General features: G+C 39.5%; 7 protein-coding genes and 2 pseudogenes. All 9 read left to right on the top strand.

What is annotated here, in order from left to right; all coding sequences use genetic code 11:
• Positions 1-64 precede the first annotated feature (64 nt).
• A pseudogene (gene sov / locus ACWYN3_RS25135) lies at positions 65-7,250 on the top strand (T9SS outer membrane translocon Sov/SprA).
• Between the two features lie 63 nt (positions 7,251-7,313).
• Positions 7,314-7,696 (top strand): annotated as a pseudogene (gcvH, locus tag ACWYN3_RS25130) (glycine cleavage system protein GcvH).
• A gap of 3 nt (positions 7,697-7,699) precedes the next feature.
• A complete protein-coding gene (locus ACWYN3_RS25125; protein WP_456216829.1) occupies positions 7,700-8,041 on the top strand; it encodes a VanZ family protein in 342 nt (113 codons plus the stop codon).
• Positions 8,042-8,332: 291 nt separating this feature from the next.
• Positions 8,333-9,739 carry a carboxypeptidase regulatory-like domain-containing protein gene (locus ACWYN3_RS25120; protein ID WP_456216828.1) on the top strand — a complete coding sequence of 469 codons (1,407 nt, stop codon included), beginning with the start codon at positions 8,333-8,335 and terminating at the stop codon, positions 9,737-9,739.
• Complete coding sequence (locus ACWYN3_RS25115) at positions 9,654-11,156, top strand: outer membrane beta-barrel family protein (RefSeq protein ID WP_456223146.1); 1,503 nt, start codon at positions 9,654-9,656, stop codon at positions 11,154-11,156. Before ACWYN3_RS25120 ends, ACWYN3_RS25115 begins: the two co-directional genes overlap by 86 nt.
• 427 nt (positions 11,157-11,583) lie before the next feature.
• The gene (locus ACWYN3_RS25110) at positions 11,584-12,159 is read left to right on the top strand and encodes a carboxypeptidase-like regulatory domain-containing protein (RefSeq protein ID WP_456216827.1); all 576 of its coding nucleotides are present in this window, start codon (positions 11,584-11,586) and stop codon (positions 12,157-12,159) included.
• Positions 12,074-13,567: a TonB-dependent siderophore receptor gene (locus ACWYN3_RS25105; RefSeq protein ID WP_456216826.1), complete on the top strand. Its 1,494-nt coding sequence runs from the start codon at positions 12,074-12,076 to the stop codon at positions 13,565-13,567. The genes ACWYN3_RS25110 and ACWYN3_RS25105 overlap by 86 nt, the downstream gene beginning before the upstream one ends.
• A gap of 35 nt (positions 13,568-13,602) precedes the next feature.
• Positions 13,603-14,013 (top strand): hypothetical protein, encoded by a 411-nt coding sequence (locus ACWYN3_RS25100; protein WP_456216825.1) that lies wholly within the window; start codon positions 13,603-13,605, stop codon positions 14,011-14,013.
• Between the two features lie 491 nt (positions 14,014-14,504).
• Positions 14,505-14,720 (top strand): FeoA family protein, encoded by a 216-nt coding sequence (locus ACWYN3_RS25095; RefSeq protein ID WP_041879861.1) that lies wholly within the window; start codon positions 14,505-14,507, stop codon positions 14,718-14,720.

Here is a 14,720-nt window from a genome sequence, read left to right as displayed (position 1 = left end):
AGCATAGCATTAAAGAACTTATAATACATTACCTTAATAAAAGATACCTATAATAATCTAGCCTTTGAGAAACACTTTTACTTTAATCATTTTATTGATTTTTTCCTTTTGGGGACAACAAGCTTTCTCACAAGTGAATCAGGAGGACCGCGTTGCGGATACCACCAGGAATAACTTTGGGTTGAGAGAAAAACAACGTCTGGGTATCCGGCAACCATTTAATTCGTTTACTCCAGTACCTGATAATATTAAAAGGGAGGTGGAGTTTGATGCTGTAAATAAGCGTTATATCATTAGAGAAAGGGTGGGAGGAAGATTTTTTGGTCCGCCGCAATATCTGACTATTGAAGAGTATCAGCGTCTGGTCAATTCTGAATTGAAGCGGGATAACTGGCGTGTAAACTCTAACGCGGAAGCGAATGAAGTACGAAGAACAGGGGTGATTCCCAGTCTGACAGTCAATAATCCTGCATTTGAGAAAATATTTGGCGGGAATCAGATTAGTATCCAGCCAAGAGGTGAAGCTGAGCTAACCTTTTTAGGGCGTAGAAATAAAAACGAAAATCCGCTGTTCAATGAGCAGCAAAGAGTACAGAGCAATTTCGATTTCAACCAGCGGATCCAGATGGACCTGGTCGGGAATATCGGGACAAAGCTAAAGCTGAACATGAACTATAATACCGAAGCGCAATTTGATTTTGAGAATCAGATTAAGCTGGATTATACAGGTGGAGAAGATGATATTATCAAGAAAATAGAGGCTGGTAACGTGAGTTTACCTTTAAGTACCTCATTGATTACGGGTACACAAGCACTTTTCGGGATTAAAACACAATTGCAATTCGGAAAACTGAATGTAACTACGGTGTTTACACAGCAGAAATCACAATCCAGAGAATTACAGATCAGTAATGGTGCGCAGCATAATGATTACCGTATTGGGGGTGATAATTATGAAGCCAATAAACATTATTTCTTAGCACAATTCTTCAGGGACAACTATAATAAAGCAATGATGAATGCCCCCAATTTGTTATCGGGTGTAAACATCACTAAAGTGGAGGTTTGGATTACGAACAAGACGGGTAATACACAAGATTCAAGGGACGTTTTGGGTTTGATAGATCTTGGAGAAAATCAGCCTTACAATAACCTATTCACAGGAGGGGGAGCCTATTCGGCAGCGCCATCGGGTTTTGTTCTTCAAGGAGTCAGACAATCCAATGATATCTTAACCAAACTACCTCCAGGTGCGAGACAGACCAATTCAAACGATGTTATTTCTTATTTTCAGGCTAATAAAGGAACAGATAACTATGCGAAGTTAACTTATGCCCGTAAGCTGGCAGACCGGGAATATACTTTTCATTCTCAACTGGGATATCTCTCTTTGAACACTGCATTGAATTCTGATGAAGTGCTGGCAGTAGTTTTCCGCTATACCTACAATGGTGTAGAATACCAGGTCGGTGAATTCTCAACAGATGTACCTTTCGATCCGGCTAACCCTAAAAGTCCTTTTTGCAAAATTACTGAAAAACGAAACCACGAAAACCAATCTTCCAACGTGGAAGCTGATGATGAAAAATATCTATTCGATAGGTGGTTATCAGATCAGTCCTCAAAACTTTAAACTGGATATTTTTCGTCTGGATAATGATAGCGGTATTGAAAGACCAGTAATGTCTGAGGGTGTAAATACAACGAATAAATTATGGATTAGTCTGACCGGTTTAGACAGGCTGAACCAGCAGAATGACCATAAACCTGATGGCGTATTTGACTTTCAGGCAGAAGACAAACCATTTACAAGTACTACAAGCGGAATGCCACCTACTACGATGAGCAGCATTGGAACCATCGGAACTAATAATACCGGGGCTGCTGCCTTTGCAACAAATATGAGCAAAGGCTATATTACCATAGACCCGCTGAACGGACGTGTTATATTCCCGGTAGTAGAGCCTTTTGGTAGAGATCTGGCCGCCCAGTTTAATCCCGGTGAGCAGCAGAATCTGATTGATAAATATACTTATACCGCATTATATGACTCGACTAAAGTAGTCGCGCAACAGCTTTTTACTAAACAAAACAGGTATATCATTAAAGGGGTTTACCAGTCACAGGTGGCCTCAGAATTCAGTCTGAACTCTATTAATGTTCCGGAAGGGTCTGTAAAAGTATTTGCTGGTACTATTCCTTTACAGGAAGGTGTCGATTTTACAGTTGATTACCAGGGTGGAAGAGTACGTATCATTAATACCGGAGTACTGCTTTCTGGTCAGGCGATCAGGATTACCACAGAAAACAATGAGTTGTTTGGTTTACAGCAGCGTTCCCTGTTTGGTACAAGGCTGGATTATAAAGTAAACAACAAGCTGAATTTGGGGGCAACTTACATGAACCTTTCAGAGAAACCGCTGACGCCGAAGGTTAATATCGGAGAGGAGCCAATCTCTAATACAATCTGGGGGATGGATCTGAATTATAGTTCCTCATCCCGGTTTTTAACTAAAATGGTTGACACAAGCTACCATTCATTTCTACCAAAGCACCTTCAAAATTCTCTTTCTCAGGAGAGTTTGCCCAGCTGGTACCAGGGCACCCAAAAGCAATCAACAGCCTGGGGGACAAAGGTGGGGTAAGTTACCTTGATGATTTCGAGGCTTCCCGTTCGGTTATTGATTTGAAGAGTGCAATTGCATGGCAGATTTCCGGTACACCACAACTTTTCCAGGAGGCCGGATTGACCAATGATCTTTCTTATGGATACAACAGGGCAAGACTTGCTTTTTATAATATCGATCCGACATTTTATAACAGAACAGCATCAAATATCCCGGCCAGTTTAAGAAACAATAAAAATGAATTGTCTAACCATTACGTAAGAGAGATTATTGAACAGGAAGTTTTTCCATTCAAAGAGACTCCAACAGGTCAGGCCGTTTCTTTGCCAACGCTGAATCTTGCCTTTTATCCAACTAAGCGTGGCCCTTATAATTATGCAACCAGCGGCTTAACAGCAATGGCGATTTATCAAACCCAAGATCACGCTGGGGAGGGATATTCAGGAAAATTGAAACCAACGATTTCCAGGCTTTAAATATTGAATATATAGAGTTATGGGTGATGGACCCTAATATTTACAAGACTAACGCGACAGGTGGAGACTTATACTTTAACATTGGTAATATCTCAGAAGATATCCTGAAAGATGGCAGAAAGTCATTGGAAAATGGATTACCTCCAGATGGAGACCCATCTAAATTTGATGAAACAAACTGGGGAAGAGTACCAAAATTACAACCCGTAGTTCAGGCATTTGACAATGACCCTGCTGCCCGTAAAGCACAGGATGTTGGTTTAGATGGGTTAAGTGATAATGATGAGCAAACTAAATTTGCTCCGGCGCTGAGCCAGATTGTTCCTCAGTTAGCTCCGGCAGCTGCAAGCGAATTAAGAGGTGACCCGAGTTCTGATAATTACACTTATTTCAGAGGACCCCAGCTGGATCAGGAAAATGCAGGGATCCTGAAACGCTATGAAAAATATAACGGAACAGACGGAAACTCCAAAACTTCTCAGCAATCTTTGCAGGATTTAGGAATTGACAATTCTGCGTCTACTTCTCTGCCAGATGGCGAAGATGTAAACAGAGATAACAATATGACCCAGTCGGATGAGTATTTCCAGTACAAGGTGTCTATGCGTAAAGGAGATCTTGAAGTTGGAAAAAACTATGTGACCGATGCAGTGACTTCACAAGTGAAATTAGCTAACGGACAAACACAACCAGTTACCTGGTATCAGATCCGTATCCCTTTGTCTGATTATCAGCAGAAGGTAGGAAACATACAAGACTTTAAATCTATCCGTTTCTTCAGAATGTTCCTGACTAACTTTGAGGATACCACAATCTTAAGGTTTGCTAAAATTCAATTGGTAAGAGGAGAATGGAGAAAGTATAATGACAAGAATATCGGTACACAACTGATCACAGATCCAGCCTTAAAACAACACAGTTACGCCTGATAATTCAACTATTGAGGTTAGTACAGTGAATATTGAGGAAAACGGAAAACGTTCTCCTATTCCTTACGTTGTCCCTCCAGGTATCCAAAGAGAACTGGATTTCAATAACTACAGAACCAATACAAGATTAAACGAACAATCACTTTCCTTCATTGTCAGAAATCTGCGTGACGGTTATGGCCGTGCAACTTTCAAAACGGCACTAAATGATTTCAGGTCATACAAAAGACTGGAAATGTTTGTCCATTTAGAGGCTTTAGGAAATACTGTAGTTAACAATGGTGACCTGAGTGCTTTTATCAGAATCGGATCAGATAACCAGGATAACTATTATGAATATTCGCAGCCATTGGTTGTGACACAACCGAATACCAGCGATCCCTATGCAATATGGCCGGATGCGAATAAAATAGATATTCAGCTCTCCCTTTTTCAGGATATTAAACTGGCACGTAACCGGGCAACCGGGCCGGCCGAGGAGGCATGTGGGATATTACCAAACCATTCTCTTATGTAGTGGATGGTAAAACGGTTACCATTAAAGGACAGCCGGACATGAGCCAGGTTAAGGTATATATGCTTGGGGTGAAAAACCCTTTAAAAATATCTTCGGCTCCCGGGAATGATGATGGTCTGGATAAAACAGGTCAGATCTGGTTCAATGAGCTGAGGTTAACAGAATTCGATGAAAGAGGCGGATGGGCAGCAGCGGCGAGAATGAATGCGCAGCTTGCTGATTTTGCAGAGGTGAATGTTTCCGGAAGTAAGTCAACGATTGGTTTTGGTTCACTGGATAAAAGAGTGAGTGAAAGAAACAGATCTGATAATACCTTCTTTGATATTTCTTCCAGTATGGAACTGGGTAAGTTCTTCCCGAAGAAATCAGGTATAAAAATTCCAACTTACATCAGTTACTCTAAACAGGTAAGTACTCCGCAGTATGACCCCAGAATGCCGGATATAGAATTAAAAAAAACTTCACTGGCAACTGCAACTGCTGCGGCTGAGAAAAAGGTGATACTGGAATATTCACAGGACTATACGACGCGTAACAGTGTCAACTTTACGAATGTTCATAAAGAGCGTACTGATCCAACAAAAGCGCCTAAACTCTGGGATATAGAAAACTTTAGCGGAACTTACTCGTATACTAAAATTCTGCACCACGATTTTATCAATGAAAGCTCGATACAGAAAACCTATTTCGGTTCACTTGCCTATAATTATTCAGGTCAGTCGAAGAATTACAGACCATTTGATAAACTGATTAAATCAAACCTGCTGGCTATATTAAAAGATATTAACTTTAGTCCGCTGCCAACAGCAATTAATTTCAGGATTGATGTGAATCGTTTTTACTCAGAAAACAGTCTGAGAAATAATGACCCTGGCAATAGCATTCCGGTTAATACAACCTATAATAAGAACTTTTTGATTACCCGGGTATATGCAATTTCATGGAACCTGACTAAATCTCTGACACTGGATTTTGATGCGACAAATTATTCCATCATTGATGAGCCAGAAGGCAGGATTAACGGGTTAAAACGTGACACGGTATGGCAAAATCTGCTTAGACTGGGGCGTACCACTGACTACAGCCACAACATGAATATTACCTATGCGCTGCCGATCAATAAGATCCCTGGATTAGACTGGATCAATGTAGCTACACGTTATGGTACAAACTTTAGCTGGCAGACAGAACCTCTTTCTACCTTAAGAGATCCCAACATCAATCTGGGTAATACGATACAAAATGCGAGAACAATTCAGATTAACCCAACATTTAACTTTACCAGCCTTTATAATAAATTTGGTGCTTTACGCAAAGCTAAAAATGATGAAGGCGGGCCTGGAATCCTGTTAGGTCTGTTAACCAGTATCAAGAATATAAACGCTGCCTATACACAGACTAAAGGGATATTTTTACCAGGTTATTTACCGGCAACTGATTATTTCGGAATTGACAAGTGGTCTGGGGCACACCGGGGCTTGGTTTCGTATTTATTTGGTAGCCAGCGCGATATCCGGGATATGGCAATCAATAACGGATGGATCACCAGAGATACGCTGCAAACGAAGCTGTATATTAATACCATGCGGGAAGATCTGAGTATTACTGGTGTCATAGAACCTTTCCGTGATTTCAGGATTACCCTGACGGCAAATAAAAACAAGACCATGAATTATTCTACCAATTTCAGGTATGATAATACAAGTCAGGCTTTCCGTAATCTTAGTCCGTCTACTACAGGTGATTATAGTATTTCATTTATCACCCTGGGAACAGCCTTTTCAGAAAACCCGGGGAATACAGTTTCTAAGCTGTTCAACCAGTTTATGTCTAACAGAGCAGTTATTTCTCAGCGTTTAGGGGCAATAAATACAAACTCTGTTGGTGGCCGTGGCGGTTTCGCAGATGGATACGATAAAAATTCACAAGATGTAATCATTGCAGCATTCATGGCTGCTTATACCGGTAAGGAAGGATGCCTCTAAGGTTAGTTTAAACTCTTTCCCTAAAATACCTTTACCTAACTGGCGTATTAATTATGGTGGTTTAACAAGATGGGATTTCCTGGGTGACTATTTTAAATCTATTGATCTGAGACATTCTTATCGTTCGATCTATAGTATAAAACGGGTTTAGTACACTGGCTCGTTACGCGGAAACTGATGGTTATGTAAGCAGCAGGGATGATAACCAGAATTTCCTTCCTTTCTATCAGTATTCACAGGTGACTATTGCGGAGCAGTTTGCTCCACTGATTGGAATTGATACCCGTTTGAAGAATAACCTGACTGCCAATTTTGAGATCGGAAGAACACGTTTATTAGGTTTGAGCCTTGCCAATAGTCAGCTTGCCCAATTGTCTGAGAACAACATGGTGGTTGGGATTGGCTACCGTACTACTAAGTTCAGGTTCCCGTTTGGTTTATTTAAACAGATGAAAATGGATAACAACATGGACTTCAAACTGGACATTTCCATCAGGGATAACAAGACTGTAATTTACAGGGCTGATATCTCTACTGCCGAAATTTCTTCAGGAGCTAAAAACATTACTTACCGGCCAAGTGTTGACTATATCCTGAATCAGAGATTTAACATCAAAGTTTTCTATGATTCTAATATTACACAGCCATATACTTCGCAATCATTTAATACTTCATTCAGTAATTTTGGATTTAGTTTAAGGATCACACTTAATTAGAAGAACTAACGTTTTGTATAAAGTATATATTAATTACCTTTGAGCAATCAAATCGAATAAAAAATGAATTTTCCATCAGAACTAAAGTACACTAAAGACCACGAATGGGTTAGAGTTGAAGGTAATGAAGCCTTTATTGGTATAACTGACTTCGCACAACGCGAATTGGGTGATATCGTTTATATCGATATCAATACTGTAGGTGAGGAAGTAGGTAAAGATGATGTTTTTGGTAGCGTTGAAGCTGTTAAAACTGTATCAGATTTATTTATGCCTGTTACTGCAACTCTGTATTAGAAATTAATGCTGCATTGAACGATAGTCCGGAATTAGTGAATTCTGATCCTTATGGACAAGGCTGGATGGTAAAAGTTACACTTTCTGACGCTGCTCAGGTAGCTGAATTATTAGATGCTGCTGCATACCAGGCTTTAGTTGGTGCTTAATAAATGAATAAATTCAAAGTCTTCTCACATCAACGTCTTGCCCTTTTGTGGACGGCGTTTATCCTGATTCTTTGTACAATGAAAATGCCCGATTCAATTGGTGAATCGGGCTTTTTCTTTACAGGATTCGACAAGATGGTTCATCTTGGGTTTTTCTTTGTGCTGACCATTTTACTGTTTTATGGTGAAACTAAAAGTCAGCGCAGGGATAATTTCGGTGTTTTAACTATCTTCAAAATCCTGATGCTTACCTTTGCTCTGGGTGGTGCAATTGAGCTGATCCAGCTTAAATTTTTCACTTACAGATCTGCGGAATGGTGGGACCTGGGATCTGATATGATATGATCGGGGTATCATGGGTGTATTTGCTTACATTTGTTTAAATAAATCCAACTATAATGAAAAAGGAAGTTAGTATTCTGTTTTTGTTGGCAATTGGGCTGCTTAGCAGCTGTAGTATTTTTAAACCAGGGTGTCATTGTCCGAAAGTGAGCTATACTGCTCCTGTAGTAGAGAAGATCAGGCAGAATTCATAACCGTGTATTTAAAATGTTACCCTTCTTTTAAATAGCAAAACAAACCATTTCCATTTAAGAGAGTCTGATAAGGAGTTAATAGAAACCAGCTACCCCTTAAATGATGACTTTTACAAAAAACCTCCTGCTGATCGTATTCCTGCTTATCAGCGTTTCTTCGTATGCACAAACTAAAAACGGCGCCGTAAGCGGAAAGGTCGTTAATGCGAAAGATAAACTTCCTGTAGATTATGCTTCAGTAGCAGTTAAAAGTCTTAAAGACTCCAGTGTTGCTGGTGTCATCAATACAGAAGCTGACGGCTCCTTTGCGATCAGAGGACTTGCTCCCGGACCTTACAGACTTACTGTCGCTTACCTCGGTTTAAATAATGTAAATAAAGAATTTACCATATCTGCCGCTGCCCCCTCAGTTAATCTGGGTACTTTGGCTATGGAAAATACTGGGTTAAATTTAAATACGGTAGTCATCAAAGGTGTAGTCACTCCGGTAGTAGTTAAAACTGATACTGTTGAATATAGTGCCGGAGCCTATAAAGTAAGGGAAAACGCGGTTGTAGAAGATGTACTGAAAAAGCTCCCTGGTGTTGATGTCGCTAAAGATGGATCTATCAAAGCACAGGGCGAAACAGTTACCCGTGTTCGTGTTGATGGGAAAGACTTCTTTGGTAATGACCCACTATTGGCCACAAAGAACCTGCCGGCAGATATGATTGATAAAATCCAGGTGATTGACCTGCTTTCGGATCAGGCACAATTTACCGGGGTTGATGATGGAAACAGAGAGAAAATCATTAACATAACTACAAAGAAAGATAAGAAAAATGGTTATTTCGGTAATTCGAGTGTTGGTTATGGTTCAAATGACCGTTATGATGTCAATCTGAATGTCAATAAGTTTAATCAGGAGCAGCAGTTTTCTGTGATCGGGCAGTTTAATAATGTGAACAAGCAGAATTTTGGCGGCGGTGGTGGCGTAGGAAATGGTGGCGGCGGCGGCGGTGGGCGAGGCCGTATTAGTGCAGGCTCAGGAGCTCCTCCGCAAGGAATTACCAATACAAATGCTTTCGGGATTAATTTTGCCGATGTATATACAGACCAGACTAAAATTACTGCCAGTTATTTCTTTAACAAAACTTCACTTTTTAATGAGCAGACCAGCGCTATACAAAATTTATTGGGAGATAATAATAAGACTACTTTTAACCAGAATCTGAATAGTACAACCGATAGTAGAAATCACCGTTTTAACTTTTTAATAGATACCAAAATTGACTCATCGATGTCGATCCGTGTACAGCCAAATATTACCTACACAGAAAGTGGGATAAACCAGAATAGTAATTATGTAAATACTTATTCTAATTATCAGACAGTCGGTACACAAGGCTATAATACAAACTCTACTTCGCCAGTAATCGGTAATAATATCCTGCTCAGAAAAAAAAAAATTCGCGAAAAAAGGACGTACACTATCTTTAAATATCAATACGAGTATCAACGACAGTGACGGCAAAATTTATAATGATGTTAACAATGTGACTACAAAAGGTGATACAGTCACAAACATTATTACTAACCAGCTGAATAACCAGAACTCACATGCAATCAGTAATACTTCAAGACTGGTTTATACTGAACCCATTTCTAAAACACTCAACCTGGAATTGAATTATCAGAATATGTATAATTTCAGTAACAGTGAGAGATTTAATTATAATTTCAACCCAATTACTTCACAATACGATATTCCTGATTTTACCTATACCAATACTTATGAGAACAAAACCCTGACTAATGCAGTAGGTGCAAGTTTGAATAAGAATACAGAAAAGTATAACTGGAATATAGGAGTAGGTGTACAGAATACGGATAGAAGAAATGAAAATCTGACTACCGGTAATATTATTACCCAGAATTTTTATAATATCGTTCCTACGGCGCAATTGCGGTATAAATTCAGCAAGAGCAAGCGGTTAGTATTCAGATACAGAGGATCGACATCACAGCCCTCAATTTCTCAGATTCAGCCTATCCCGGATAACACCAATACGCAGAGTGTGCCAATCGGTAACCCTGATTTAAAACCTTCATTCACGAATAACCTTACTGTATTGTATAACAATTTTGACTTCGCTAAATTCAGGTCACTCTTTATTTTTGCGAACATCAGTCAAACATTCAATGCCTTTGGAAATAACAGTATGCTGATTACTGATCCAAAAGATCCTAATGTTGGAAAGCTTGCTGTTGTTCCCATTAATGTGAACGGGGTATATCAAGGTACTTTAGGTTCTTCTCTTGGTCTTCCTATTATCAAAGAAAATAAACTGAACCTGAACATAGATCTTGGCGGTAGCTATGCCAGGGGGGTGAACTTCGCGAATTCAATACAAAACATTACCAACGATTTATCGATCACCAATAAATACAGACTGGTTTCCTCAATGGATAAACTGGATCTGACTGCAAGTGTAGCAGGATCACTAAACAGAGCTACTTATTCAGCACAGCCTAATTCAAATACTACCTATTACACATTGAATCCAGCTGTTGATGTAAGTTATATGTTCCCTGGAAATATCCGTCTTGCGGTAAACGTTGATTATTACCAGAATACTGGTAGAGGCGAGGGATATGATACAAACTTTACAATTATGAATGGCTATGTCAGTAAACAGTTCTTCAAGAACAGAGGGACGTTTAAATTTGCTGTCAATGATGCGCTAAACCAGAATCAGGGAGTTTCAAGAACTTCAAGCAATAGCACAATCACGGATTTAAGATATAATGTGCTGAAAAGATATTATATGTTCTCATTTACCTATTCGCTGAGTAGAATGGGTGGGAAAACCATGCAGAGCGATATGCAGATGCCAGGGATGGGTGGTGGCGGCGGTAGAGGTCATAGAGGAGGAGATATGTAATTAAAAAAAATTGACATACTATGTTCGGCCGGCATTCTGCGCCCGAAGAGGGCTTGATTGCTATGTCCTCACATTAGTATGTCAATTTTTTTTAATCCCAATCCCAAGGAGTAGTTTATTTGTTTGCGATATGGTGTTTATTGGATAGCGATTAGATGATACTTGTTCGATAGCTATTTAGATGATATTGTTGGATTGCGGCAGACAACGTTATTTGTTGGGGGTTAGATGAAACTTATAGGAGTAGGTTCCATATTTTATGGGATAATCCCTTAGGTGGCCAAATAAGCTAAAACAATTTATTTGATTGTGTTACAATATTACAGGGTAAAGGCCGTTTATTTAGAATAATTAAAAATAATTTGAATGCTTAGTGAATTTGAGGTTACTTTGCGCCAAGTTATATTTAATCAATCTAAATAATATTATGGTAAAACAATTACTATCATTCATTTTTATTTTATTCATAAGTACCGGATTATTTGCACAGGGTACGGGAAGTATCAAGGGTAGAATTACTACTTCTGATGGAACCGTTGCCGATGGGGTAACCGTAAAGTTAAAGGGTACTACCATAGTTGCGATTACCGAAGAGAATGGCTCTTATTCCATTAGAAAGGTACCAGCGGGCAATTATATAATAGTTGTTTCTGCTGTTGGTTTATATCCTAAAGAAAAACAAATTACAGTGAGCAATGGGACTGTGATTGCTGACTTCTCTTTAAATGAGAACAGGTCGCAGCTGAAGGACGTACAGATTTCTACCAATAAAAAGTACAAAGTAGAAAAAGTATCTTCTTCATTACGTTTGCAAACAAAATTATTGGAATTGCCTCAAAATATTAAGGTGGTTACCAGTGAGCTGATGGCAGACCAAATGGCTTTTGATATTGTAGACGGACGGAGTAACCAGAAATGTGAGTGGAGCCGTAAGGGTTGGTCACTGGGATGCTCAGTATGCAAACATTCTGATGCGTGGTTTCTCCATTCCTGCATTCCGTAATGGTATGAATTTAAAAACCCCATGGGGTCCTCTTGCAGATGATGCCGCTACAATTGACCGTATTGAATTTGTCAAAGGCCCCTCGGGTTTTATGATGGCAAACGGTGAGCCTGGTGGTCTTTATAACATCGTTACTAAAAAACCTACCGGTATGAATAAGAGTTCCGTTAGTCTGAGTGCTGGTGGATATAATCTTGCGCGTGCAGCAGCAGATCTGGATGGTAAGCTTTCAGCAGATGGTAAATTATTATTTCGTTTAAACGTTGCTGCACAAACTAAAGGTAGTTTCAATAAGTTCAATTACAATGATAAGTATGTGATTGCTCCGGTGATCAGTTATCAGATTGACAGTAATACCAGGGTTACAGCTGAATATACACACCAGCATGTAGAGGCACAGGCGCTTGGAAACTATGGATTCTCCCCAAAAGGATATGGTGATACAGATCCCAGTTTCTTTGTTGGGGATCCTGCACTGGATCCTAATAAGTTAAATGATCATAACGTTACACTTTATTTCAATCATAAATTTAATAAGGACTGGACTTTTAATGCACAAATGGCCTATTTAAACTACTCCCTGCTTGGAGGTACGCCGTGGCCTTCTACAATAGCGGCCAATGGTGATATGCGAAGAGGGTTGAATATCAGTGAAGAACTGGCTATTAATAAAAATGCACAATTCAGCTTGCAGGGCGAGGTAAAAACGGGTGAGGTCGTACATAGAATTTTAGGTGGCCTGGATATGGGTAACTTAAAAACCTGGGGTGACTTTTCGAGTGTTTCCCAGCCAGATCTTCAGCTGGCAAATAATGCGACTTTTAATATTTATAATCCCACATACGGTATACCCACTGCTAATATTCCAGTATTTGACAGGTCAAGAAGTATCAAGGTACGATCAGGTGCAAATACCTATGCAACTAATTCGACCTATACAGGAGCATACTTGCAGGACGAGTTGCGTTTTCTTAACGAAAAGCTGCGTTTAACATTGGCGGGTAGATTTACGCATGCAGTAACGGTTGGTAAAACCAATGCTACACAAATGTCAGATAATGCTTTTACCCCAAGGATAGGCTTAAGTTATTCTATCACTAGTACTTTCTCGGCCTACACCCTATATGATCAAAGTTTTATCCCACAATCTCAGGCTTCGGGATCAGCAACCGGAGATATTTTTAAACCCGTTACAGGTAATAACATTGAGCTGGGATTGAAGAAAGACTGGTTTGACGGAAAGTGGAATTCGACATTATCCATTTATAAAATCACAAAGAAAAATATGCTGACTCCAGACCCTGCATACCCTCTTGGTGACATCAATAATTTCATGGTACAATTAGGTGAAGTCCAGTCTAAAGGTATTGAGTTTGACTTAGTAGTAGAGAAGTTGCAGAAAGCCTGAATTTAACCCTAAACTACGCTTACACAGATCCAAAGGTGACCAGGGATGAGAATAAAGACCCTGCAAAAAATGCTGCCGGCACTTACCTTGCCAATACAGCAAAGCATATCACCAACGGCTGGTTATCTTATCGTTTTAGAAATACAAACTCCATATTTAACGGAGTTGGGTTTTCAGGAGGTTATCAAATGCAGTTTGGCCGTTATGCAGGTTCCGGACCTACGCAAACACCGTTTGCAGATTACATCCGCTTCGACGCTGGCGTATCCTACGTAAGAGGTAAATTCTCTATCTCAGCACTGGTAAGTAACCTGCTTGATAGAAAGCTATTTACTCAAGGTTCCTATACTAAACTTGCAAAGGAGACACCAACAGCCGTTTCTTATTACACTTACATCTATGAGGTACCTAGAAACGGAAGGATCAGTGTTAAATACAACTTCTAATTTACTTTAGTAAAAGTAAAAGTAAAAGTGGCGGCAGTTATCATTAAAGGTAATGCGCTAATCAAAAACAAATAATTAAGGCGCTGGCCAGTACTCATAAAGTGCTGGCCATTCCTAATTAAGGAGCCAACCATTACCACTTAAAACTCCAACTAAGTGCATCAAACAAGAGTAACAACTAAGAGCGTTATCTAAGTACGTCAACCAGGAAACATCATCTAAGAGCGTTATCTATGAACACCAACCAACAAATGACGCCATCAAAAAATAAACACCATGTTTAAGACCCTCGCTGTAGACACCCAGTCAGGATTGGATAAAATAAAAACAGACCTATGTTCAGGCATAGCGTTTTTTTTTCCTTCTTCAGGAAAAATAATGCAGCCTGAACATAGGTCTGTTTTTATTTTATGTATTAATGGTGTCACAACGAGGGTCTTTATTTGGATTTATTATTGATAAAGGATACCTTAGCCCGAATAATTAAAAATATGAACCTTTCGCAGTTGAATCCAGGAGAACGTGGCACTATTGTAGCTTTTACAGATTTAGAGATGTCAGTAAAATTAATGGAAATGGGTTGTTTGCCAGGAGAGGTTGTGGAGGTTGAACGTTTTGCCCCACTTGGAGATCCGATGGCGATCCGCGTTGCGGGATATCAATTGTGTCTACGTAAAAACGAAGCTTCTGTTATTATAATTTCTTAG

The organism is Pedobacter sp. NJ-S-72 (genome assembly GCF_053890575.1).
The sequence above is the reverse complement of the archived record's forward strand: the minus strand, read 5'-3'. Positions and strand labels throughout refer to the sequence as shown.

Bases quoted from the DNA above. Each gene is read 5' to 3' on its own strand.
- ACWYN3_RS25125 (WP_456216829.1), top strand. From the start codon at position 7,700: ATGAATAAATTCAAAGTCTTCTCACATCAACGTCTTGCCCTTTTGTGG.
- ACWYN3_RS25120 (WP_456216828.1), top strand. From the start codon at position 8,333: ATGATGACTTTTACAAAAAACCTCCTGCTGATCGTATTCCTGCTTATC.
- ACWYN3_RS25110 (WP_456216827.1), top strand. From the start codon at position 11,584: ATGGTAAAACAATTACTATCATTCATTTTTATTTTATTCATAAGTACC.
- ACWYN3_RS25095 (WP_041879861.1), top strand. From the start codon at position 14,505: ATGAACCTTTCGCAGTTGAATCCAGGAGAACGTGGCACTATTGTAGCT.